The sequence below is a fragment of the Cellulomonas carbonis genome, from assembly GCF_014636275.1.
Classification (GTDB): domain Bacteria; phylum Actinomycetota; class Actinomycetes; order Actinomycetales; family Cellulomonadaceae; genus Actinotalea; species Actinotalea carbonis.
Genome location: NZ_BMEB01000006.1, coordinates 70,116 through 92,429, shown reverse-complemented (window position 1 = coordinate 92,429; position 22,314 = coordinate 70,116). Strand labels below are relative to the sequence as shown.

Sequence of the window (22,314 nt, the reverse complement as noted above, 5' to 3'; positions counted from 1 at the left end):
GCAGCAGGGGTGACCACGGCGGCTGCGACGACGTCGCCCACGACGCGGGCGACGTCGTCGTCGTGCACCGCCGTCCACGTCGAGCGGCTCACGGTGCGGCCGAGCAGGTCGGCGCGGCGCACGCTCGACGGGGTCGACCTCGCCGTCCCGGCGGGGGGTTCCCTCCTCGTCGTCGGGCCCTCGGGCGGCGGCAAGTCGACGCTCCTGCACGTCCTCGCCGGCGTCGTCCCGCACAGCGCACCGGCCCGCGTGGACGGCACGGTGCGCGTGCTCGGGGCGGACCCGCGCACGCAGCCCGTCGCCCGCACCGCGCTGCGCGTCGCCCGACTGGGTCAGGACCCGGTCACGGGCACGTGCCTGCCGCGCGTCGCCGACGAGGTCGCGCTCGGTCTGGAGAGCCGTGGCGTCCCGCGCGCGGAGATCGGCGCACGCGTGCGCCGCGCGCTCGACGAGGTCGGCGCCGCGCACCTCGGCGACCGGCGGACGGGACGGCTCAGCGGCGGCGAGCAGCAGCGCGTCGCACTCGCCGCCGCGCTGGTGGTCCGGCCAGGGCTGCTGCTGCTCGACGAGCCGACCGCGATGCTGGACCCCGTCGCCGCGGACGCGGTGCGACGGGTCGTCGCGGCGCGGGCGACGTCGGGCGACGTCGCGGTCGTCGTCGTCGAGCAGCGGCTCGAGGGGTGGCTGCCCGATCGCGCGGTGCGGCTCGAGGCCGGGACGGTCGTGGCCGACGGCCCGACGAGCGCTGTCGTCCCGGCGGCGCCGGGCCCCGGCAGGGTCGCGCGCGCACGTCCGGGCACGGGCGACGTCGTCGTCGACCTGTCCGACCTCGTCGTGACCCGCGACGGCGAGCCCGTCGTCCGGGTCGGGCGGCTCGCGGCGCGCGAGGGCCAGGTCACGGCCCTCGTGGGTCGCAACGGCAGCGGGAAGTCCTCGCTGCTGCTCGGGATCGCCGGCCTCCTGCCGTGCAGGGGGCGGCGGGAGGCCGGCACCGCGGCGTACGTCGCGCAGCATCCCGAGCACCAGCTGCTCACCCGCTCGGTCGCGGACGAGGTCGCGTACGGGCTCGCCGCACGCGGGCGCGGACGGGTGCGGTGGCGCGGAGGACGGGCGTCGCGAGGCACCGGGTCGGGCACCTGGCACGACAGCCGGCACCCCACCGGACCGGGCACCGGGCCGGGCGCCGGGCCGGGCGCCGGGCAGGGCGGCGGGAGCAGCACCTCGCGTCGCGCGCGGCCGGTCGCGGAGCACCCCGAGGTGGCCCGTGCCCTGTCCCGCGCGGGCCTGACGCACCTCGCGGACGCCGACCCGTTCCGGCTGTCGGGCGGTGAGCAGCGCCGCCTCGTCCTCGCGGCGGCCGGCGTGCTCGGTCGACGTGTGCTCCTGCTGGACGAGCCGACGGCGGGACTGGATGCCGCGCACACGGCGCGCGTCGTGCGGATGGTCGCGGACGCGGCCGACGACGGCGTCGCCGTGGTCCTCGCGACGCACGACCTCGCGCTCGCCCGGGCCGTCGCCGACCAGGTGGTGGTCCTCGACGCCGGGCGGTCGGTCGCGGCCGGGGGACCGGAGCTCCTCGACGACGGCGCGCTCCTCGTCGCGTCGGGCCTGGCGGTGGGCACGTGAGCGGGGCCGACGGGGGCGCCGGACCCGGCGGGGCCGACGTCGGTGGTGCCGGCCGGGCCGGCCGTGCCGATGCGGGACCGCTGCTCGCACGGTGCGACCCGGCGGTGCTGCTGGCCGTCGTGGTCGCGGTCCCGGTCGTGCTCGTCCCGCTCGTCGACCCGCGGCCGGTCCTCGTGCTGTGGCTCGCCGCGACCGTCGGGGCGGTGCTCGCGGGCGGGCTGCGTCTGCCGCGGCTGCTCCGCGCGCAGGTGCCCTTCCTCGGGTTCGCGGCGAGCGTGCTCGTCGTCAACGCGGTCACGCGCGACGGCGGGACGGTCGCGGTCGTCGGTCCCCTCGTCGTCACGGACACCGGGCTCGCGACGGGCGCCGCGCTCGCGCTGCGGACCCTCGTCGTCGGCGTCGCGGCCGTCACGATGCTCGCCGTCGTCGACCCGGGTCGGCTCCTGACGTCGCTGCACGTGGTGGGCCGGCTCCCGGCGCAGGCCACGGTCGCGCTCATGGTCGCCCACCGGGTGGTCCAGGACCTGCCCGCGGACTGGGCGACCGTCCGGCGCGCGCAGGCCCTCCGCGGCCCCACGGTGCGCTGGGCGCGCCCCGCCCGGCACGGCAGCCGGAGCCGGCGCGGCCCGGACGAGGCGCCGACCGTGCGCCTCCCGGCGGACGTCCGCTCGGTCGGCGCCGCGGCCTTCGCGCTCCTCGCGACGACGATCCGTCGCGCCGAGCGGATGGCCGTCGTGCTCGAGACGCGTGGCTACGGCGCCCTCCCTCCGCGGGAGCGCACGACGTGGCACGAGGCGCGCGTGGGCCCGCGGGACGCGGTCCTCGCCGTCGTCGTGCTGGGCGCGTGCCTCGGCGCGGTCGCCGCTGGTCAGGCGCCGTAGGCGGCGATGCTCACGGCGACGTAGTGGCACGTGAACCCGACCACCGTGAGCACGTGGAAGATCTCGTGGAAGCCGAACCAGCGTGGGCTCGGGTTGGGGCGCTTGGTCCCGTAGACGACCGCGCCCGCGGTGTAGGCGACCCCGCCCGCGATGACGAGCCACAGCACGGCGCTGCCGCCGCTCGCGGCGAAGTCGGGGAGGAACCACACCGCGACCCACCCGAGCGCGATGTACACCGGGACGTAGACCCAGCGCGGCGCGCCGAGCCAGAACACCCGCGCCAGGAGCCCGACGAGCGCGCCCGACCACACGACGACGAGCAGGTTGCGGTTGACGGGCCACTCGAGCAGCAGCACCGCGAGCGGTGTGTAGGTGCCCGCGATGATGAGGAAGATGTTGGTGTGGTCGAGCCGGCGCAGCACGCCCGCCACCCGGGGGGACCACGTCCCGCGGTGGTAGACCGCGCTCGTGCCGAACAGCAGGATCGCGGAGACCCCGAACACCGCGCTCGAGACCTTGCCGGCCGTGGTCGGCGCGAGGGCAACGAGCGCCACCGAGGCGACGACCACCACGGGCGCCATGCCGGCGTGCACCCAGCCCCGCAGCCGGGGCTTGACCGCCTCGGCCACGCGCTCCGTCGTCGTCACACCGATCTCCTTCTCCCTGCGTCGTGCCACACCGGAACGGTACGGCCGCGTCGGTAACCTACGCAGGCGTAGGTTACTGCACCGTAGGTGCCTGACGGGCCCCGGCCGGCGTGCCACCCGGCGTGCCGCCCGACCTGCGAGACGGCACCTCCGGGGCGGGCCCGTGCCCATCGTGTGAGGAGCTCGCGCGCATCGTGGCGGCTCCCCGTGCGAGGGCGCCCGCTGGCGCTAGCGTGTCCCCGTCCCGACTGCCGCGAGGATGTCCATGCGCCTGCCCCACCCCGTGTACGCGCTCTACGAGCGCCGCCTGGCCGCCTCGCTGCCCAAGGAGGCGGCCCCGCGGCACATCGGCGTCATCCTCGACGGCAACCGGCGGTGGGCGCGGAGCGTCGGCTCGGCCCCCTCGCACGGCCACCGCCGCGGCGCGGACAAGATCCTCGACCTGCTCGAGTGGTCCGAGGAGGCGGGCGTCCAGGTCGTCACGCTGTGGATGCTCTCGACCGACAACCTCTCGCGGTCGCCCGAGGAGCTCACCGAGCTGCTCGGGATCATCCAGGACGCCGTCGCGGGGCTCGCGGCCCGCGGCCGGTGGCGCCTGCAGGTGATGGGAGCGCTCGACCTCCTCCCGCCGGACGCCGCAGCCGCGCTGCGCGACGCCGAGGCGCGGACCGCCGACGTCGTCGGGCTGCACGTCAACGTCGCGGTCGGCTACGGCGGGCGGCGCGAGATCGCCGACGCGGTCCGGGCCCTGCTGCGCGAGCACGCGGGCAACGGCACGTCGCTCGAGGAGCTCGCCGAGACCTTCGACGTCGAGCACATCGCCGAGCACCTCTACACGAAGGGTCAGCCGGACCCCGACCTCGTCATCCGGACGTCGGGCGAGCAGCGCCTGGGCGGCTTCCTGCTGTGGCAGAGCGTCCACACCGAGTTCTACTTCTGCGAGGCGTACTGGCCCGACTTCCGTCGCGTGGACTTCCTCCGCGCGCTGCGCTCCTACGCGGCACGCGAGCGCCGCCTCGGCCGCTGACGTCACGGTCGCCGGCCCCACCGCGGCGGACCGGGGTGCCCACCGGGACGCGGGCAGGTGAACATCCGGTGACGACGGCGTCGGCGGGTGTGTCGCGCGTCACGTCGCGCGACCGCCGGGCGTAGCGTCCGAGCCATCAGGACGACGCCCGTCGTCCTCGGGAGGCCCCATGGAGCACGTGCTCCGGGAGGGGGCCGGACCGGCCCCAGGGCCGACCGTCCCCCACCCAGCCGTCGACCGCCGTCCAGGCGCGAGCCGGCACGAGCGGCGCTGAGCGCCGGAGGGAGCCTGCCGTGGCCGCAGCCAGCACGTCCGTCGAGGAGACCCGACGCACGTTCGTGCTCGACACCTCCGTCCTTCTGTCCGACCCCCGGGCCGTCCTGCGCTTCGCCGAGCACGACGTCGTGCTCCCCGTCGTCGTCATCACCGAGCTCGAGGGCAAGCGGCACCACCCCGAGCTCGGCGGCTTCGCGCGTGCCGCGCTGCGCTTCCTGGACGACCTGCGGGTCTCGCACGGCCAGCTCGACGAGCCGATCGGCATCGGCGACCAGGGCGGGACGGTGCGCGTCGAGCTCAACCACGTCGACCCGCAGGTGCTGCCCGCCGGGTTCCGGCTCGGCGACAACGACACGCGGATCCTCGCCGTCGCCCGGAACCTGGCCGACGAGGGCGCTGCGGTGACGCTCGTGTCGAAGGACCTGCCGCTGCGGATCAAGGCCTCGGCCGTGGGCCTCACGGCCGAGGAGTACCGCGCCGAGCTCGCGGTCGACTCGGGGTGGACCGGGCTCACGCAGCTGCACCTCGACGAGGCGCAGATGGCGACGCTGTTCCAGGCCGAGCGGCTCGACCTCGCCGACGTCGACCTCGCGGGCCAGGAGCCCGGTCCGCTGCTGTGCCACACCGGGGCGGTCGTCACGTCGTCGCGTGGCTCGGCGCTCGCGCGGGTGACCGCCGACAAGCAGCTGCGCCTCGTGCGGGGCGACCGCGAGCTGTTCGGCGTGCACGGCCGCAGCGCCGAGCAGCGCATCGCGATCGACCTCCTGCTCGACGAGGAGATCGGCATCGTCTCGCTCGGCGGGCGCGCGGGCACGGGGAAGTCGGCGCTCGCGCTGTGCGCCGGGCTCGAGGCGGTCCTCGAGCGACGGCGGCACCGCAAGGTGATGGTCTTCCGCCCCCTGTACGCCGTCGGCGGCCAGGAGCTCGGCTACCTCCCGGGGACCGAGGCCGAGAAGATGAACCCCTGGGCGCAGGCCGTGTTCGACACGCTCGGCGCGCTCGTCGCGCCCGAGGTCGTCGAGGAGGTCATCGCGCGCGACCTGCTCGAGGTGCTCCCGCTGACGCACATCCGCGGCCGCTCGCTGCACGACGCCTTCGTGATCGTCGACGAGGCGCAGTCGCTCGAGCGCAACGTGCTCCTGACGGTCCTGTCCCGCATCGGCCAGGGCTCGCGCGTGGTCCTGACGCACGACGTCGCGCAGCGCGACAACCTGCGCGTCGGGCGGCACGACGGCGTCGCGGCCGTGGTCGAGGCGCTCAAGGGCCACCCGCTGTTCGCGCACGTCACGCTGACGCGGTCGGAGCGGTCGCCCGTCGCGGCGCTCGTCACGGAGATGCTCGAGGGCATCGAGCCCTGACCCGGGTCCCGGGGCACAGCCCGGGACGGACGGCGCCCCCGGACCCGCGTGGTCCGGGGGCGCGGTCCTGCGCGGTGGGCGACGCGTCAGGCCTGCGGCGGACGCGTCATCGACAGCACGTCGAGCGCCTCGTCGAGCTGGGCCTCGGTGACCTCGCCGCGCTCGACGAAGCCGAGGTCGACGACGGCCTGGCGCACGGTCATCCCCTGGGCCACCGAGTGCTTGGCGACCTTGGCCGCCGCCTCGTAGCCGATCACGCGGTTGAGCGGCGTGACGATCGAGGGCGACGACTCGGCGAGCGCGCGCGCCCGCTCGACGTTGGGCCGGATCCCGTCGACCGTGCGGTCCGCGAGGAGCCGCGACGCGTTCGACAGCAGCCGCACCGACTCGAGCACCCCGAGCGCCATGACGGGGATCTGGACGTTGAGCTCGAACGAGCCGCTGGCGCCGGCCCACGCGACGGTCGCGTCGTTGCCGACGACGCGCGCGGCGACCATGAGGACCGCCTCGGGGACCACGGGGTTGACCTTGCCGGGCATGATCGACGAGCCGGGCTGCAGGTCCGGCAGGTAGATCTCGCCGAGGCCCGTGTTGGGGCCCGACCCCATCCAGCGCAGGTCGTTGCAGATCTTCGTCAGGCTCACCGCGATCGTGCGCAGCGCGCCCGACAGCTCGACGAGCCCGTCGCGCGCGCTCTGGGCCTCGAAGTGGTCGCGCGCCTCGGTGATGGGCAGGCCCGTGTCCTCGCGCAGCAGCTCGATGACGGTCTGCGGGAAGCCGGCCGGCGTGTTGATGCCCGTCCCGACCGCCGTCCCCCCGAGGGGGACCTCGGCCACGCGGGGGAGCGCCGCCTCGAGACGCTCGACGCCGTAGCCGATCGCGGCGGCGTACCCGCCGAACTCCTGGCCGAGCGTCACGGGGGTCGCGTCCATGAGGTGCGTCCGGCCGGACTTCACCACGGTCGCGAGCTCGTCGGCCTTGCGCTGCAGCGCCGCCTCGAGGTGCTGGAGCGCGGGCACGAGGTCGCGCACGACCCCGGCGGTCGCGGCCACGTGGACCGAGGTCGGGAAGACGTCGTTGGACGACTGCGACGCGTTCACGTGGTCGTTCGGGTGCACGTCGCGCCCGAGGCGTCGCGTCGCGAGCGTCGCGAGGACCTCGTTCATGTTCATGTTCGACGACGTGCCGGAGCCCGTCTGGAAGACGTCGACGGGGAAGTGCGCGTCGTGGGCGCCCGACGCGACCTCGTCGGCCGCCGCGACGATCGCCTCGGCGAGGTCCGCGGGGAGCACGCCCAGGCGCGCGTTCGCGCCGGCGGCCGCCTTCTTGATGCGGGCGAGCGCCTCGACGTGGCCGCGCTCGAGCCGGGTCCCGGAGATCGGGAAGTTCTCGACCGCGCGCTGGGTCTGGGCGCGGTAGAGGGCGTCCTCGGGCACGAGGACGTCACCCATCGTGTCGTGCTCGACCCGGAAGCCGGGCGGCGGCGAGCCCGGCGTCACGGGGTGGCCGGCGGTGTCGGGGGCTGTGGTGACGGCGTCGTCGGTCATGGCGCCATCATCGCAGCCGCGCGCACGTCAGCCGATGTCGCCCGCGACCTCGACCAGGCGCACGCGGCCCTCGGCGAGCGCGTACTCGGCACCCACGACGGCGCACCGGCCCTCGGCGACCGCGTCGCGCACGCCCGCCGAGTAGCTCTGCAGCATCCGGACCGTGTGCCGCACGTGCTCGCGACCGAGCACGGCCGGCTCGGGCGAGAGCCCACCGCCCTGCGCGTCCTCGTCCGCCGCGAGGTCGCCCTCGGCGCCGCGCGGCAGGTGGACGACCGACGGGATCACGCGGTCGACGACCGCGCGCACGAAGCCGCTGGGGACCTCGCCGGTGCGCAGGGCGCGCGCCGCGGCGCCGACCGCACCGCACGAGTCGTGCCCGAGGACGACGACGAGCGACGCCCCGAGCACGTCGACGCCGAACTCGATCGACCCGATGACGGTCGTGTCGACGACGTGGCCCGCGGTCCGCACGACGAACAGGTCCCCGAGCCCGCGGTCGAAGATGATCTCGGCCGCCGCTCGGGAGTCCGAGCAGCCGAAGACGACGGCGAACGGGTTCTGCCCGGCGCTGACCTCGGCACGGCGCTGCGCGTCCTGCGACGGGTGCTGCATCTCGCCGCGGACGAAGCGGTCGTTGCCCTGCATGAGGTCGGCCCAGGCCTGAGCGGGGGTGGTCATGGTCGCCCATGGTGGCACCCGGTGGCCGCGGCCACGAGCGGCGTCCCGATCGGTGGTCGGCGTCGGACGGCCCGGGCAGGCGGCGGGCGCGGTGCCTCCCGGCCGGACCGCCGCGCTCCGGTGGCGGCCCCCCCGCGGCCGGTGTAGCCATGGACGCGGCGGCTCGTTCCGCCCGGCGGGCCCGCGAGGGTCCGACGAGGGGCCCCGCGACGGAGCGGGTGACCGAGGGGGAGGGACCGTGCGACGACGCCGGAGAGCCGTGGCAGCGGCGGCCGCGCTCGCCACCACCGGGGTGCTCGCCGCGTGCGGCGGCGAGTCGGGGACGCCCGTCCTCACCTGGTACACCAACCCCGACGCGGGAGGCCAGGCGCGGATCGCGGCCGAGTGCACCGACGAGGCGGCCGGCGAGTACCGCATCGAGGTCGCGACGCTCCCGCGGGACGCGAGCTCGCAGCGCGAGCAGCTCGCGCGCCGTCTCGCGGCGAGCGACTCGTCGATCGACCTCATGAGCCTCGACCCGCCGTTCATCCCCGAGTTCGCCAACGCCGGGTTCCTCGCGCCGGTCCCCGAGGAGGTCGCCGGGCGCGTCAGCGAGGGCGTCGTCGAGGCCGCGCTCGCGGGCGCCACCTGGGAGGACGAGCTCGTCGCGGTGCCGTTCTGGGCCAACACGCAGCTGCTCTGGTACCGCGTGTCCGTCGCGGAGGCCGCGGGCCTCGACATGACGCAGCCGGTCACCTGGGACCAGCTCATCGAGGTCGCCGCCGCGGAGGACGTCGTGCTCGGCGTCCAGGGCACCAAGGCCGAGTCGCTGACCGTCTGGATCAACGCGCTCGTCGCGTCGGCGGGCGGTGAGATCGTCACCGACCCCGAGGCCGAGGCCGACGCGGTCGAGCTCGGCCTCGACAGCGACGCCGGGCGGGAGGCCGCGCGCATCATGGGCGAGATCGGCGATCAGGGCCTCGGGGGCCCGGGCCTGCCCACCGCGGACGAGAACGCGAGCCTGTCGGTCTTCCAGGGCGACCGCGGCTCCTTCATGGTCAACTGGCCGTTCGTCTACACGGCGACGCTCGGCGCGGTCGAGGCGGGCACGCTCGACGCCGAGCTCGTCGACGACATCGGCTGGGCGATGTACCCGCAGGTCCGCGAGGGTGAGCAGGCGCGACCGCCGTACGGCGGGATCAACATCGGCGTGGGGGCGTTCTCGGAGCACGTCGACCTCGCCTTCGCCGCGGCGGAGTGCATCACGACGCCCGAGCGCCAGGCCGAGTACTTCGTGTCCGACGGCAACCCGCCGTCGTCGACCGAGGCGTACGACGACCCGGCCGTCCAGGAGGAGTTCCCCATGGCGGACCTCATCCGGGAGTCGCTCGAGAACGGTGCGCCGCGCCCGCAGACGCCCTACTACAACGAGGTCTCCGCGGGGCTGCAGGAGACGTGGCACCCGCCGGCCGACGTGTCGCCCGACTCGACGCCGCAGCGCGCGACCGACCTCATCACCGCCGTCCTGCGAGGGGAGCAGCTGCTGTGAGCGCCACCGTCCCCGCCGCCCCCGGCGGTTCCACCGCACGCGCGGGTGCCGCGCGCACCGCCGACAGCGCCGTGACCGGACGCCCGCCGCGCGGACGCCCGCGCGCGTCCGACCGCGCCCGCGCCGAGGCGCGCCTCGGCTGGTACCTCGCGGGCCCGGCATTCGTCGTGATGCTCGCCGTCACGGCCTACCCGATCCTCCAGGCCGTCTACGAGTCGCTGTTCCGCTTCCGGCTCACCGCGCCCGACGAGCGGTCCTTCGCGGGGTTCGGCAACTACGCCGTCATCCTCACCGACGGCGTCTTCTGGCGTGCGCTGTGGGTCACGCTGCTCATCACGGTCGTCACCGTCGTCATCGAGCTCGTGCTCGGCTTCGCGCTCGCGCTCGTCATGCACAAGGCGATCACGTCGCTGCGCGGGATCCTGCGCACCGCGATCCTCGTCCCGTACGGGATCATCACGGTGGTCTCGGCGTTCGCGTGGTTCTACGCGTTCGACATCACGTCCGGGTTCGTGAACCAGTGGTTCGACTGGGTGCCCGGCATCAGCTCGGACCTCAACTGGTTCGCGCAGCAGGGCACGAGCCTGTTCGTCATCATCGCGTCCGAGGTCTGGAAGACGACGCCGTTCATCTCGCTGCTCCTGCTCGCCGGCCTGGCGCAGGTCCCGGGGGAGCTCGACGAGGCGGCCGCGGTCGACGGCGCGACGTGGTGGCAGCGGCTGCGGCGCGTGACGATCCCCAACATGAAGGCCGCGATCATGGTCGCGGTGCTGTTCCGCGCGCTCGACGCGTTCCGCATCTTCGACAACGTCTTCATCATGACGAACGGCGCGAACGGCACCGAGGTGCTGTCGCTGCTCGCGTACCGCCAGTCGATCAGCCGGCTCGAGATCGGCCTCGGCTCGGCGCTGTCGGTCCTGCTGTTCCTGTGCGTGATCGGGATCTCGGTCGCGGCCGTGAAGTTCTTCAAGGTGGACCTGGCCGGGGCGAGGGGGGAGCGCTGATGCGTGGGCTGAGCGGGCGGCAGAAGGTCGCCTGGGTCGTCATCACCGTCGTCGTGCTCGTGTACGCGCTGTTCCCGGTTGCGTCGATCGCGGCGACGAGCCTCAAGCCCGCGAGCGAGCTCAACTCGGGGCTGTTCCTGCCGCAGAACCCGACGCTCGGGAACTACGAGCAGATCCTCGTCGGGAACGCGCAGGAGCTGTTCCTGTCGGCCTTGCGCAACTCGATCGGGATCTCGCTCATCGCGACGGCGATCGCCGTCGTCCTCGCCACCCTCGCGGCGTACGCGATCGCGCGCCTGGACTTCCCGGGCAAGCGGCTCATCCTCACGACCGCGCTCGGCGTCTCGATCTTCCCCGTCATCTCGATCGTCATCCCGCTGTTCAACCTGTGGCGGTCGATCGGGCTGTACGACACCTGGGCGGGCCTGATCATCCCGTACCTCTCGCTCACGCTGCCCATCTCGATCTGGACGCTCTCGGCGTTCTTCCGGCAGATCCCGTGGGAGCTCGAGCAGGCCGCGCAGGTCGACGGCGCGACCAGCTGGCAGGCGTTCCGCAAGGCGATCGTGCCGCTCGCGGCGCCGGGCGTCTTCACGACGGCCCTCATCGCGTTCTTCATCGCGTGGAACGACTTCGTGTACGGGATCTCGCTCACGTCGACCGAGACCGCCCGACCCGTCCCGGCCGCGCTCGCGTTCTTCACGGGTGCGTCGCAGTTCGAGGAGCCGACGGGATCGATCTCGGCTGCGGCCGTCGTCGTGACCGTGCCCGTCGTCGTCCTCGTCGTCCTCTTCCAGCGGCAGATCGTCGCCGGCCTGACCCAGGGTGCCGTCAAGGGCTGACCCCTTCACCGAGGAGAGATCGATGGCGTCCATCGTCCTGAAGGACATCGTCAAGGAGTACGGCGACGGCTTCCACGCCGTGAAGGGCGTGAGCCTGGAGATCGCGGACGGCGAGTTCGTGATCCTGGTCGGGCCGTCGGGCTGCGGGAAGTCGACGCTGCTGCGGATGATCGTCGGCCTGGAGGACATCACTGCGGGCGACCTGGAGATCGCCGGCAAGCGCGTCAACGACAAGGCCCCGCGCGACCGGAACCTCGCGATGGTGTTCCAGAACTACGCGCTGTACCCGCACCTGACGGTGTTCGAGAACATCGCGTTCCCGCTGCGTCTGGCGAAGGGGAAGTTCAGCGACGACGAGGTGCGGCGGCGGGTCGAGAAGGCGGCCGACACCCTCGAGCTGCGCGAGCACCTCGAGCGCAAGCCCGCGAACCTCTCTGGCGGCCAGCGCCAGCGCGTCGCGATGGGCCGCGCGATCGTGCGCCAGGCCGACGCGTTCCTCTTCGACGAGCCGCTGTCCAACCTCGACGCGAAGCTCCGTGGGCAGATGCGCACGGAGATCGCGCGCATGCAGCGTCGGCTCGGCACGACGACGGTGTACGTGACCCACGACCAGACCGAGGCGATGACGCTCGGTGACCGCGTCGCGGTGCTGCGCCGCGGCGAGCTCCAGCAGGTGGCGAGCCCGCGCGGGCTGTACGAGCAGCCGGTCAACCTGTTCGTCGCCGGGTTCATCGGGTCGCCGCCCATGAACTTCGTCCCCGGCGAGGTCCGCGGCGACGTCCTGCACCTGCCGTTCGTGGACGTGCCGCTCGACGACGCGCTGCGGGCGGCGGTGGGCGACCGCCGGCTCGTCATCGTCGGGATCCGTCCCGAGCACCTCGAGGACGCCTCGCTCGTCGAGGAGGGCCGCCGTGGCGTGACGTTCGGCGTCGACATCGACGTGACGGAGTGGCTCGGGTCGGAGCTGTACGCGTACATCCCGTTCGACACCAACCCCGACGTCGCGGCCAAGCTCGAGGAGCTCGACCGCGAGCTCGACGGCGAGGGCATGCGCAGCCAGGTGGTCGCGGTGCTCTCCTCGGAGAGCCGCGTGCGGGACGGCGACCGGGCCGAGCTGTTCCTCGACCCGGGTCGGATCCTCGTCTTCGACCCCGAGTCGAGCGTCAACCTCACGCGTGACGAGGACGCCGCTGTGCGCATCGAGCAGGAGAACGAGCAGGAGCGGCGCGCGGCCCTCGAGCGTGCGCAGCAGCGTGAGTCCCGCTCGGACGCAGCGTCGGACGACGGGCCCCGGCGGGAGGCCCGGCGGGCGTCCTGACGTCGGGCGCTGTGCACCGGGCCGTCGGCCGCACCGATGGCCGCTCCGTCGATGAGGGGCGGCTGGTCGCTCGCGGCACGGGCCGCCTACGCTCGGGCACGTGCGAGGCCTCCGCGGACGACGACGTGCGCTGCTCGGTGCGGCGTCGCTCGTGCTCGCCGCCGGGGTGTGCACGGGTGCGTCGGCGGTCGGCGACCGCTCGTTCGCCCTGATCCCGCTGTACTCCGACGGCGTCGTGCTCGACCCCCACGGGTCGCCCGCCCTCGTCCGGGTGGGTGCGGAGCCGGTGGCCGACCCGCTGCAGCGCGCCGCGCAGGACGCGTGGCTCGCCGAGGGAACGGTCCCGGGGCCGGACCGCTACGCCGACATGGCCGAGCAGGCGCTGCGCGACCTCGACGCGCTCGTGCTCGACGACGGCGCGGCGCTCGCCGCAGCCAGCCCGTACTGGCGTTACGTCTGGCCGCGTGACGCGTCCTTCACCGCGGCGGCCCTCGCCCGGACGGGGCACCCCGACGACGCGCACGCGGTGCTGCGGTACGTCCAGCGCATGCAGCAGGCGCGCTCCGACGACGGCCTGATGCACGCGCGCTACCTCCCGGACGGCTCGGGCGGCGTGCCCGACGACCGCGGGTACCAGCTCGACGGCAGCGGCTGGGTGCTCTGGGCGGTCGCGCAGTGGTGGGACGCCACGGAGGGTGCGGACCCCGACGCGCTCGAGGAGCTGCGTCCGCTCGTGACCGCGTCGCTCGCGTCGATCCGCGCGAACGTCGGGGAGACGACCGGGCTCCCGGTGGCGTCGCCCGACTACTGGGAGGTCCACGAGGACCGCCCGACGCTCGGCACCCTCGCGCCGCTGCTCGCCGGGACCCGTGCGGTCGCGCCCGTGCTGTCGGCCCTCGGGGAGCCCCCGGCGGACGACCTCGTCGCGTTGCTCGAGCGGGGCCTGGCGGAGTTCGGGCCCGGCTACCCGCGCCGCCTCGGCGGCGAGGAGCGCGACACGGCCGTCGCGTTCCTCATGCCGCCGTTCGCGCCCGCGGACGAGCAGGTCGAGGAGGTCTGGCGCGAGGCGGCGGTCGGGATGTCGCGGCCGGCCGGGGGCCTCGCGCCCGGCGAGGGGTGGAAGGAGGACGGCGTCTCGTGGACGCCTGAGACCGCCGTGTGGGCGCTCACCGCCGCCGCGTCGGGGGACACCGAGCAGGCAGAGCACTGGCTCGACTGGCTCGACGCGCACCGCACGGACCTCGGGTCCCTGCCGGAGAAGGTGCTGTGGGACGGCAGCCCGTCGGCCGTCGCGCCGCTCGCGTGGACGGCGTCGACGGTCCTGCTCACGCTCGACGAGCTCGACCGCCAGGGCGTCGAGGACTGACGGGGACGGACGACTCGAACGCACCGTGCAAGACGGCCCGTGCTCGCGACACGAACACGTCAGCAGGCCGGACCGGCGAGCGACGAGGCTCGTCGAGGGAGGGGGTCCCGTGGAGACAGGTCCTGTGACCCACGACGCCGTCGTGGTGGCGGTGCGTGCGTTCGTCGTCGTGACGGTCGTCGTGGGTCTCGCCGGTGGTGCGGTCGCGGTCGGTCTGGACCTGCCGTCCCCGGTCGCCGTCGTCGAGGGAGTCCCCTCGGCTCCCTGACGACCCTCGTGGGGCGTCACGCGCCACGAGGGTCGTGGTACTGCGCGGCGAGACCGCGAGATCCGTGTGGAAGCCCGCCCGACGCCGCGTCAGCCCCGGTCGAGCTCCGCCGAGGTCGGCGGGTTGGCGCCCGGCCGGCTCACCGTGATCGCGGCGATCTCCGCGCACCGCCGGAGGACCCGACGGAGCGTCGCGTCGTCCACCGCGGCGAGCGACGCGCGGCGCTCGCCGCCGAGCAGGCCGGCCGACCAGAGCCCGTCGATGAGACCACCCATGAACGAGTCGCCCGCGCCGACCGTGTCGGCGACGGTGACCGCCGGTGCCGGGACGTCGAGCTCGAGGCCCTGGGCCGTGACGGCGGTGGCACCCTCCCCGCCCCGGGTGACGACGACGAGCGCGGGGCCCAGGCCCGCCCAGCGACGCGCGACGTCCGCCGGGTCGTGGCCCGGCTCGAGCCACGTGAGATCCTCGTCGCTGACCTTCACCACGTCGGCCAGGCGCACCAGCCGCTCGACGACCGCACGCGTCTGCGCGGGAGGCGGCATGAGCGACGGGCGGAGGTTCGGGTCGTACGTGATGGTCGCGGACTCGCGGTGGGCCTCGAGGATGCGGGCGACGTCGGGTCCGCCCGGCTCGAGGACCGCCGCGATCGAACCCGTGTGCACGACGAGCGGAGCCCCCGCGGGCGCCGACCACCGTTCGGGGACCTGCCACGAGAGGTCGAACCGGTAGGTGGCCGCACCGGTCGCGTCGAGCTCGGCGACGGCGACCGACGTGCGGGACGCCGTGTCGCTGCCGGGCACGACGCTGACGCCGGAGGCCTCGAGGTGCCGGCGGACGACCGCCCCGCGCTCGTCACGCCCGAACCACGTCAGCAGGTGCACCTCGCGCCCGAGCCGGCCGAGCCCGATCGCGACGTTGGCGGGGCTGCCGCCGGGGTGCTCGTCCTGCGTGCCGTCGGCCCGACGGACCACGTCCACGAGCGCCTCGCCGACGACGAGCGCCCGGCCCGTGTCCCCCCGCACCGCGGTCCCATCGAGGTCGGGCTCCTCGGCCGCGTCGAACGACCGCTCCCGGACGTCGCCCTCGATCACGCCCGTCGGCGCGGCGAGCTCACCCGCGGGACCCGGCTCGCCGGTCGGCTCGTCCGGGCCGGCGGGTGCGGTGCCGGGTTCCGGCTGGCCCTCGTCCGGGCCGCCCAGGGGTCCGCGCGTGCTCGTCATCGTCCGTCCTCCTCGTCGGCGCCGCTGTCTCCTGCTCCCGCCGACGCCCCGCGGGCGGCGTCGAGCCGCCGGCGCGCGCCGTCGAGCCACTCCTGGCACCGCGCCGCGAGCGACTCGCCCCGCTCCCAGAGGGCGAGCGAGCCCTCGAGCGTCTCGCCGCCCGCCTCGAGCCGCGCGACGACGCTCACGAGCTCGTCGCGGGCCTGCTCGTAGGTCAGGTCGGACACGGGGACGGCGCCTGCGGGCGCGTCGGTGCGGGGGAGGTCGGCGGGCACGGGCATCAGTTAACCGTGCCGGTGCGACACGTGCGCCGTCCTCGGAGGTCGGGCCGCGTCACGGCGCGCCCTCACTCACGGCGGCGAGCTCGCCGTCGGCGAGCCGCAGGCGCAGCGTGGTGCGCGCCGGCGCGTCGGCCGGGGAGCGGACCACGGCGTCGTCGTCGGCGCGCTGGACGACCGCGTAGCCGCGCTCGAGCGTCGCGGCGGGGGACAGGGCCCGGACCTGCGCGCGCAGGCGTGCGACCTCCGCGTCCCCCGCGCGGACCCGGTCCTCGAGCGCGCGCGCGGCCTGACTGCTCAGGTGGTCGAGGTCGCGCGCCCGCGCGTCGAGCATCTCGGCCGGACGGGCCAGCACGGGTCGCGACCGCAGGGCCGCGAGGGCGTCCGACTCGCGGCGGAGCCGGTGCGTGAGCGCGGACGCGAGACGAGACCGCGCCTGCCCGAGGCGTGCGCGCTCCTCCCCGACGTCGGGGACGACGCGTTTGCCGGCGTCCGTGGGCGTCGACGCCCGGTGGTCGGCGACGAGGTCGAGGAGCGGCGCGTCCGTCTCGTGGCCGATCGCGCTGACGACCGGGGTCCGGCAGGCGGCGACGGCCCGGACGAGCGCCTCGTTGCTGAAGGGCAGCAGGTCCTCCACCGAGCCGCCGCCGCGCGCGACGACGATCACCTCGACCTCGGGCCGCGCGTCGAGCTCGACCAGCGCGGCGCGGACCTCCGCGACGGCGTTCGCGCCCTGCACGGCGACCTCGCGGATCTCGAAACGGACCTCGGGCCACCGCGCGCGGGCGTTGACCACGACGTCGTGCTCGGCCTTGGACTCCCGGCCGCAGACCAGGCCGACGACGTGCGGCAGGAACGGGAGCGGCCGCTTGCGCGCGACGTCGAACAGCCCCTCGGCCGCGAGCAGGCGCTTGAGGTGCTCGATCCGGGCGAGCAGCTCGCCGAGGCCGACGGTCCGGATCTCGTCGGCCTCGAGCTGCAGCGTCCCGCGCTTGGGCCAGAACCGGGGCGTGGCGTGCACGACGACGTGCGCGCCCTCCTGCACGGGGGCCGTCGCGGCGTCGAGCACGCGGACGTGGACGGAGACCGGGAGCGACACGTCCGCGTCGGTGTCGCGCAGCGTGAGGAAGGCGAGCGTGGTGCCCGGGCGCCTGTTGAGCTGGACGACCTGACCCTCGACCCACAGCCCCGGCATGCGGTGGACGTAGTCGGCGATCTTCGCCGACAGGAACCGCACGGGCCACGGCGCGTCCGGGGTCGTCTCGACCGCCCGCAGCGGGAGACGGGCCCGCGGCGAGGCGCCGGCGGTGGGGGCGTCGGTCACGGGTCAACCCTGCCACGGGGTTCCCACACGCCGTGGTCGGGTGTCGGTCGCGGCACGGGCGGCGGCACGGGAGGCACGGGAGGCACGGGAGGCGCGGGAGGCGCGGGAGGCACGGGAGGGGCGGCAGGGGAGGGCCGCCCTGTTGCGCCCGGAGCGGACGCGCGGAGGTCCTCGTCGGGGGTTCCGTAGACTGAGGCGGTGAATCCCGCCCCCTCGTCCAAGCGTGTGCTGCTCGCGGCACCGCGCGGCTACTGCGCCGGCGTCGACCGTGCCGTCATCGCGGTCGAGAAGGCGCTCGAGCACTACGGCGCCCCCGTGTACGTGCGCAAGGAGATCGTCCACAACAAGTACGTCGTCGAGACGCTGTCCCGGCGCGGGGCCGTGTTCGTCGACGAGACGGACGAGGTCCCCGAGGGCGCTCGGGTGGTGTTCTCGGCCCACGGCGTCTCGCCGGCGGTGCACGCGGCGGCTGCCGCTCGGTCGCTGCAGACGATCGACGCGACGTGCCCGCTCGTGACGAAGGTGCACAAGGAGGCCGTGCGGTTCGCGCGCGACGACTTCGACATCCTGCTCATCGGCCACGACGGGCACGAGGAGGTCGAGGGCACCGCGGGCGAGGCGCCAGACCACATCCAGGTCGTCAACAGCCCCGACGAGGTCGACCGGGTCACGGTCCGCGACCCCGGCAAGGTCGTGTGGCTGTCGCAGACCACGCTCTCGGTGGACGAGACCATGGAGACGGTGCGGCGCCTGCGCGAGCGGTTCCCGTCGCTCCAGGACCCCCCGAGCGACGACATCTGCTACGCGACGCAGAACCGACAGGTCGCGGTGAAGAAGCTCGCGCCCGCGTGCGACGTGGTGATCGTCGTGGGGTCGGCCAACTCGTCGAACTCCGTCCGGCTCGTCGAGGTCGCCCTCGACGCCGGCGCGCGGTCCTCGTACCGCGTCGACCGCGCGGAGGAGATCGACGCTGCGTGGCTCGAGGGCGCGACGACCATCGGCGTGACGTCGGGTGCGTCCGTGCCCGAGATCCTCGTGCGCGACGTGCTCGACCGGCTCGCCGAGGCGGGCTTCGGTGACGTCGAGGAGGTCCGCACCGCGACCGAGGACCTCATGTTCTCGCTGCCGCGCGAGCTGCGCGCCGACCTCAAGGCCGCCGGTGAGGCGGTCGGCCGGCCGCAGCGGGGCGAGCGGCGCTCGCTCTCCGTCGACCCCGTCTGATCGGCGGGTCAGCCCGTCCGCGCGGCGTTCGCTCGCCGCCGGCCCGTCCGATCCGGCGCGTCAGCCCGTCCTCGCCGTCCCGGTGTGGTCCGTCCGTTCCGTCAGGGCCACGACGTGCTGCGCGGCCGAGGCGACGAGCTCCGGTGCCTGGACGTGCCGCGCGGCGCGCTCGACCTGAGACGGTGCCTCGAGCTCGGCGTCCGTGACCTCGAGCTCGGCGAGACGCCGCGCGCTGACCAGGACGCGTGACTCGAGGGAGCTCACCGAGTCGTTGTAGGCGCGCACCGCGCCGTCGAGCTGGCGGCCCAGGCGGCTCACGTGCCCACCGAGCGTCGACAGGCGCGCGTGCAGCTCGCGCCCGAGGGTGAGCACCTGCTGCGCGTTGGCGGCGAGCGCCTCCTGCCGCCACCCGTGCGCGATCGTCCGGAGCAGCGCGACGAGCGTCATCGGGCTCGCGAGCACGACGTTGCGCTCCATCGCGTGCTCGTAGAGGCCCGGGTCGACGTCGAGGGCCGCGTGGAGGAACGGCTCGGCCGGGACGAACAGCACCACGAGCTCGGGAGCAGGGGACACCTGCTCCCAGTACTGCTTCGCGGCGAGGTCGTCGACGTGGCGGCGCAGGTGGCGCGCGTGCGCGGTCATGCGATCGCGGCGCACGGTGTCGTCCTCGGCCTGGAGCGCATCGAGGTAGCCCAGGAACGGGACCTTCGCGTCGACGACCACGTGCGCACCGCCGCTGAGGTGCACGACCATGTCGGGGCGCAGGAGCCCGTCGGCGGTCCGCGTCGTCGGCTGCTCGAGGAAGTCGACGTGCGCGACCATGCCGGCGGCCTCGACGACCCGGCGCAGCTGCATCTCGCCCCACCGACCTCGCACCTGGGACGAGCGCAGGGCCGTGACCAGGCGCGACGTCTCCGAGCGCAGGAGGTCCGACGTCTCGCGCATCGCGCGCACCTGCTCGGTCAGCGCGGCATGGCCGGTCGCCCGCGCGGTCTCCGCGCTGGTCACCTGGGTCCGCACGTCCTCGAGCACGCGCGTCAGCGGCTCGACGAGCGAGCGGACCGCCTGCTCGCGCTGCGCGAGGTGGGCGTCGTGCGTGCGCTCGGTCGCCGCGAGCCGCTGCTCGGCGAGCCCGAGGAACTGCTCGTTGCTCGCGGCGAGGGCCTCGGACGCGAGCGCGCGGAACCTTTCCTCGGCACGGCGGCGCTCGTCCTCGGCGGCCGCCGAGCGCTCGACGGCGAGACGGCGCTCCGCCGCGAGCTGGGCGCGCGCGTCGGCGAGCTCGCGGACCAGTCGCGGTGCGTCGCCCGTGGCGGCCCGGCGCGCGACCGCGACCGCGTACCCGACGACGGCACCGACGAGGCACGCGAGGGGGAGGAGCACGACGAGCAGCACGGTGTCGACCATGGGACGAACGGTGCCACGAGGGTCGGACACGGTCGGTCGAGGCGCTCCTCGGGTGGCCGTCCCGGCCACGCGGCGTGGGTCGTCATCCCTATGCTGGCGGACGATGAGCACGCCGCCGCTCCCACCGTCCCCACCCCTTCCACCGCCCCCGCCTGCGCCGTCGGCCCCGCAGGGCGCGGGTCCCGGCCCGGGACCCGCGGCGCTCGAGCTGGTCGCGCTGCACAAGTCGTTCGGGCAGAAGCGCGCGGTCGCGGGCGTCGACCTGCGCGTGCCCCGCGGGTCGTTCTACGGCCTCGTCGGTCCCAACGGCGCGGGCAAGACGACGACGCTGTCGATGGCGACCGGGCTCCTGCGGCCCGACCACGGCCGCGTCCTCGTCGGCGGCGTGGACCTGTGGGAGCACCCGCTCGAGGCCAAGCGGACCGTCGGCGTGCTGCCGGACGGCGTGCGCCTGTTCGACCGGCTCACGGGAGCGCAGCTCATCACCTACACCGGGCTGCTGCACGGCCTGGACCGCGAGACCGTCGCGGAGCGCACCGCCGACCTCCTGCGGGCGATGGACCTGACGGCCGACGGGGGCACGCTCGTCGTCGACTACTCGGCCGGCATGACGAAGAAGATCGCGCTCGCGTGCGCGCTCGTCCACGCCCCGCGGCTCCTCGTCCTGGACGAGCCGTTCGAGGCCGTCGACCCGGTGTCGGCCGCGAACATCCGCGAGATCCTCGCGTCGTACGTCGGCTCGGGCGGGACGGTCATCGTGTCCTCGCACGTCATGGACCTCGTGCAGCGCATGTGCGACCACGTGGCGGTGATCGCGGCCGGCCGCGTGCTCGCGGCCGGGACGGTGGACGACGTGCGTGCCGGCCGACCGCTCGAGGAGCGGTTCGTCGAGCTCGTCGGCGGCAGGACGAGCGGTGAGGGGCTCGCATGGTTGCGCACCTCGTCCGGCTGAAGCTCGCGATCCTGGCCAACGGCCTGCGGCGCAGCCCGTGGCAGGTGGTGGGCCTGGTCGCCGCGCTCCTCTACGCGGCGGGTGTCCTGGTGGGCGTCCTGGTCGTGCTCGCGGTCCTCAGCGTCCAGGACGTCGCGCTGCGCGAGAGCGTGCTCGTGCCCATGGGCAGCCTGCTCGTGCTCGGGTGGTGGCTCGTGCCGCTCGTCGCCTTCGGCGTCGACGCGACCATGGACCCGGACCGCTTCGCGCTGCTGCCCGTCCCGCGTGGCCGGCTCCTGCTGGGGATGGCCCTCGCCGCGCTCGTCGGCGTGCCCGGCCTCGTGACGGTGGTCGGCTCCCTCGGGGCGGCGCTGTCGTGGTGGCGCTCGCCGCTCGCCGTCGTCGCGGGGGTGTTCGGGGCCCTCGTGGCGGTCGCGACCGCCGTCGCCGGGTCGCGCCTGCTCACGACCGCGCTGGGGCCGGTCCTCGGCGGCCGGCGCGTGCGGGACCTGCTCGCCGTCGTCGCGATCGTCCCGCTCGTCCTCATGGGGCCGATCGTCTCCGCGCTCGAGGGCGGGCTCGTCGGCCTGGAGGAGAAGCTGCCGTCCGTCGCCGGGGTCCTGGGCTGGACGCCGTTCGGGGCGCCCTGGGCGCTCCCGGCCGACGTGGCGACGGGCCGCTGGGCCGACGCGGGTCTGCGCGCAGCGCTGTGCGTCGCCGTCGTCGGCGTGCTGGTCGTGGCGTGGTACCGGGTTCTCGGTGTGGCCCTCGTCCGGCCGCGGCGCGCGTCGTCCGGTCGGCCGCGGGCGGCGGGACTCGGACTCCTGGGGGTGGTCCCGGCGAACCCGGTCGGAGCGGTGGCCGCGCGCTGCCTCGTCTACTGGCTGCGCGACCCGCGGTACTCCTCGAGCGTCGTCGTCGTGCCCCTCATGCCCGTCGTGCTCGGGTTCGCGGGCGACGGCGGTCCGCTCCTCCTCGCGTCCGCGCCGGTCGCGGCGTACGTCTTCGGGTGGGCCGTCTCGGCCGACGTCTCCTACGACCACACGGCGTTCTGGACGCACGTGGCGGCCCCCGTGCGCGGCGTGCAGGACCGGCTGGGCCGCGTCGTCGCCGCTGCGGCGCTCGGTCTGCCCGCGACCCTCGTGCTCGCGCTCGGCACGCTCGCCGTCACCGGCCGGTGGCAGCACACGGTCGCCGTCGTCGGCGTGTCGGTCGCCGTGCTCGCGACGGGGCTCGGCGTCTCGAGCGTCGCGTCCGCGCGCGTCGTCATGCCCGTCGCGAAGCCGGGGGACAGCCCGTTCTCGACGCCGCAGGGCGGATCGGGTGCGGCGATGCTGTCCCAGCTCGCGGGGACCGCGATCCTCGGCCTGCTCCTCCTGCCGTCGGCCGGCCTGGTCGTCGCGTCCGTCGCGACGGGCCGGGTGGGCCTCGGCGTCGCCGGAGCACTGCTCGGCCTCGTCGTCGGCGCGACCGTCCTCGTCGTCGGCGTGCGGTGGGGCGGGCGGCTGTACGACCGCCGAGCACCCGAGCTGATGGAACGCCTCGTGGCGATGGCGTGACG

General features: G+C 75.0%; 20 protein-coding genes. 13 read left to right on the top strand and 7 right to left on the bottom strand.

Going from position 1 to position 22,314, the window contains the following annotated elements; translation table 11 throughout:
- The first annotated feature begins 9 nt into the window (after window positions 1–9).
- Together IEV86_RS15510 and IEV86_RS15505 are read left to right on the top strand one after the other, a co-directional pair.
- Entirely contained in the window at window positions 10–1,626 is a 1,617-nt protein-coding gene (locus IEV86_RS15510; protein ID WP_188484747.1) for an ABC transporter ATP-binding protein, read from the top strand.
- Window positions 1,623–2,507 carry an energy-coupling factor transporter transmembrane component T family protein gene (locus IEV86_RS15505; RefSeq protein WP_052425816.1) on the top strand — a complete coding sequence of 295 codons (885 nt, stop codon included), beginning with the start codon at window positions 1,623–1,625 and terminating at the stop codon, window positions 2,505–2,507. Before IEV86_RS15510 ends, IEV86_RS15505 begins: the two co-directional genes overlap by 4 nt.
- Here IEV86_RS15505 and trhA read toward each other — a convergent pair.
- Window positions 2,495–3,184, bottom strand: coding sequence for a PAQR family membrane homeostasis protein TrhA (gene trhA, locus IEV86_RS15500; RefSeq protein ID WP_052425815.1), 690 nt, complete (start codon window positions 3,182–3,184; stop codon window positions 2,495–2,497). The genes IEV86_RS15505 and trhA overlap by 13 nt on opposite strands.
- A gap of 235 nt (window positions 3,185–3,419) precedes the next feature.
- On the opposite strand from trhA, the gene IEV86_RS15495 reads away from it, so the two are divergent.
- Both IEV86_RS15495 and phoH2 read left to right on the top strand, forming a co-directional pair.
- Complete coding sequence (locus IEV86_RS15495; RefSeq protein ID WP_043602559.1) at window positions 3,420–4,181, top strand: isoprenyl transferase; 762 nt, start codon at window positions 3,420–3,422, stop codon at window positions 4,179–4,181.
- Window positions 4,182–4,474: 293 nt separating this feature from the next.
- Window positions 4,475–5,815 carry an RNA 5'-3' helicase PhoH2 gene (phoH2, locus tag IEV86_RS15490; protein ID WP_043602558.1) on the top strand — a complete coding sequence of 447 codons (1,341 nt, stop codon included), beginning with the start codon at window positions 4,475–4,477 and terminating at the stop codon, window positions 5,813–5,815.
- Window positions 5,816–5,901: 86 nt separating this feature from the next.
- On the opposite strand, the gene IEV86_RS15485 is transcribed toward phoH2, so the two are convergent.
- Together IEV86_RS15485 and IEV86_RS15480 are read right to left on the bottom strand one after the other, a co-directional pair.
- On the bottom strand, window positions 5,902–7,362 hold the full coding sequence (locus tag IEV86_RS15485; protein WP_043602557.1) for a class II fumarate hydratase: 1,461 nt from the start codon (window positions 7,360–7,362) through the stop codon (window positions 5,902–5,904).
- Between the two features lie 27 nt (window positions 7,363–7,389).
- Complete coding sequence (locus tag IEV86_RS15480) at window positions 7,390–8,043, bottom strand: carbonic anhydrase (RefSeq protein ID WP_043602556.1); 654 nt, start codon at window positions 8,041–8,043, stop codon at window positions 7,390–7,392.
- A 238-nt stretch (window positions 8,044–8,281) separates the two neighbouring features.
- On the opposite strand from IEV86_RS15480, the gene IEV86_RS15475 reads away from it, so the two are divergent.
- The 6 genes from IEV86_RS15475 to IEV86_RS15450 all read left to right on the top strand — a co-directional run bounded on the left by IEV86_RS15475 (window position 8,282) and on the right by IEV86_RS15450 (window position 14,369).
- Window positions 8,282–9,571, top strand: coding sequence for an extracellular solute-binding protein (locus IEV86_RS15475; protein ID WP_043602555.1), 1,290 nt, complete (start codon window positions 8,282–8,284; stop codon window positions 9,569–9,571).
- A 71-nt stretch (window positions 9,572–9,642) separates the two neighbouring features.
- Window positions 9,643–10,575: a carbohydrate ABC transporter permease gene (locus IEV86_RS15470; protein ID WP_043602587.1), complete on the top strand. Its 933-nt coding sequence runs from the start codon at window positions 9,643–9,645 to the stop codon at window positions 10,573–10,575.
- Window positions 10,575–11,417, top strand: coding sequence for a carbohydrate ABC transporter permease (locus IEV86_RS15465; RefSeq protein WP_043602554.1), 843 nt, complete (start codon window positions 10,575–10,577; stop codon window positions 11,415–11,417). Before IEV86_RS15470 ends, IEV86_RS15465 begins: the two co-directional genes overlap by 1 nt.
- 22 nt (window positions 11,418–11,439) lie before the next feature.
- Window positions 11,440–12,735, top strand: coding sequence for an ABC transporter ATP-binding protein (locus IEV86_RS15460; RefSeq protein WP_043602553.1), 1,296 nt, complete (start codon window positions 11,440–11,442; stop codon window positions 12,733–12,735).
- A gap of 100 nt (window positions 12,736–12,835) precedes the next feature.
- Entirely contained in the window at window positions 12,836–14,101 is a 1,266-nt protein-coding gene (locus IEV86_RS15455; protein WP_052425814.1) for a glycoside hydrolase family 15 protein, read from the top strand.
- 124 nt (window positions 14,102–14,225) lie between these two features.
- Window positions 14,226–14,369: a hypothetical protein gene (locus IEV86_RS15450; RefSeq protein WP_161784010.1), complete on the top strand. Its 144-nt coding sequence runs from the start codon at window positions 14,226–14,228 to the stop codon at window positions 14,367–14,369.
- Window positions 14,370–14,458: 89 nt separating this feature from the next.
- On the opposite strand, the gene IEV86_RS15445 is transcribed toward IEV86_RS15450, so the two are convergent.
- Genes IEV86_RS15445 through xseA form a run of 3 tightly spaced genes read right to left on the bottom strand, consistent with a single transcriptional unit; the run spans window position 14,459 to window position 17,194 of the window.
- Window positions 14,459–15,592 (bottom strand): carbohydrate kinase family protein, encoded by a 1,134-nt coding sequence (locus IEV86_RS15445; protein WP_081978444.1) that lies wholly within the window; start codon window positions 15,590–15,592, stop codon window positions 14,459–14,461.
- Window positions 15,589–15,873 (bottom strand): exodeoxyribonuclease VII small subunit, encoded by a 285-nt coding sequence (locus IEV86_RS15440; RefSeq protein ID WP_043602552.1) that lies wholly within the window; start codon window positions 15,871–15,873, stop codon window positions 15,589–15,591. Before IEV86_RS15440 ends, IEV86_RS15445 begins: the two co-directional genes overlap by 4 nt.
- 52 nt (window positions 15,874–15,925) lie before the next feature.
- On the bottom strand, window positions 15,926–17,194 hold the full coding sequence (xseA, locus tag IEV86_RS15435; protein ID WP_043602550.1) for an exodeoxyribonuclease VII large subunit: 1,269 nt from the start codon (window positions 17,192–17,194) through the stop codon (window positions 15,926–15,928).
- A 198-nt stretch (window positions 17,195–17,392) separates the two neighbouring features.
- On the opposite strand from xseA, the gene IEV86_RS15430 reads away from it, so the two are divergent.
- Entirely contained in the window at window positions 17,393–18,415 is a 1,023-nt protein-coding gene (locus IEV86_RS15430; protein ID WP_043602548.1) for a 4-hydroxy-3-methylbut-2-enyl diphosphate reductase, read from the top strand.
- A 60-nt stretch (window positions 18,416–18,475) separates the two neighbouring features.
- Here IEV86_RS15430 and IEV86_RS15425 read toward each other — a convergent pair whose 3' ends face one another.
- Window positions 18,476–19,822, bottom strand: a complete 1,347-nt coding sequence (locus tag IEV86_RS15425; RefSeq protein WP_043602545.1) for a DNA recombination protein RmuC — start codon at window positions 19,820–19,822, stop codon at window positions 18,476–18,478.
- 103 nt (window positions 19,823–19,925) lie between these two features.
- Here IEV86_RS15425 and IEV86_RS15420 point away from each other — a divergent pair, with 103 nt between their 5' ends.
- The gene (locus tag IEV86_RS15420) at window positions 19,926–20,774 is read left to right on the top strand and encodes an ABC transporter ATP-binding protein (protein WP_043602543.1); all 849 of its coding nucleotides are present in this window, start codon (window positions 19,926–19,928) and stop codon (window positions 20,772–20,774) included.
- A complete protein-coding gene (locus tag IEV86_RS15415) occupies window positions 20,750–22,312 on the top strand; it encodes a hypothetical protein (protein ID WP_043602541.1) in 1,563 nt (520 codons plus the stop codon). Before IEV86_RS15420 ends, IEV86_RS15415 begins: the two co-directional genes overlap by 25 nt.
- Window positions 22,313–22,314: the final 2 nt, after the last annotated feature.

What these genes read in the sequence shown, in the direction of transcription:
- IEV86_RS15495 (WP_043602559.1), top strand. Translation starts at nt 3,420, where the DNA reads ATGCGCCTGCCCCACCCCGTGTACGCGCTCTACGAGCGCCGCCTGGCC.
- IEV86_RS15485 (WP_043602557.1), bottom strand. Translation starts at nt 7,362, where the DNA reads ATGACCGACGACGCCGTCACCACAGCCCCCGACACCGCCGGCCACCCC.
- IEV86_RS15480 (WP_043602556.1), bottom strand. Translation starts at nt 8,043, where the DNA reads ATGACCACCCCCGCTCAGGCCTGGGCCGACCTCATGCAGGGCAACGAC.
- IEV86_RS15465 (WP_043602554.1), top strand. Translation starts at nt 10,575, where the DNA reads ATGCGTGGGCTGAGCGGGCGGCAGAAGGTCGCCTGGGTCGTCATCACC.
- IEV86_RS15460 (WP_043602553.1), top strand. Translation starts at nt 11,440, where the DNA reads ATGGCGTCCATCGTCCTGAAGGACATCGTCAAGGAGTACGGCGACGGC.
- IEV86_RS15445 (WP_081978444.1), bottom strand. Translation starts at nt 15,592, where the DNA reads ATGACGAGCACGCGCGGACCCCTGGGCGGCCCGGACGAGGGCCAGCCG.
- IEV86_RS15440 (WP_043602552.1), bottom strand. Translation starts at nt 15,873, where the DNA reads ATGCCCGTGCCCGCCGACCTCCCCCGCACCGACGCGCCCGCAGGCGCC.
- IEV86_RS15425 (WP_043602545.1), bottom strand. Translation starts at nt 19,822, where the DNA reads ATGGTCGACACCGTGCTGCTCGTCGTGCTCCTCCCCCTCGCGTGCCTC.
- IEV86_RS15420 (WP_043602543.1), top strand. Translation starts at nt 19,926, where the DNA reads ATGAGCACGCCGCCGCTCCCACCGTCCCCACCCCTTCCACCGCCCCCG.
- IEV86_RS15415 (WP_043602541.1), top strand. Translation starts at nt 20,750, where the DNA reads ATGGTTGCGCACCTCGTCCGGCTGAAGCTCGCGATCCTGGCCAACGGC.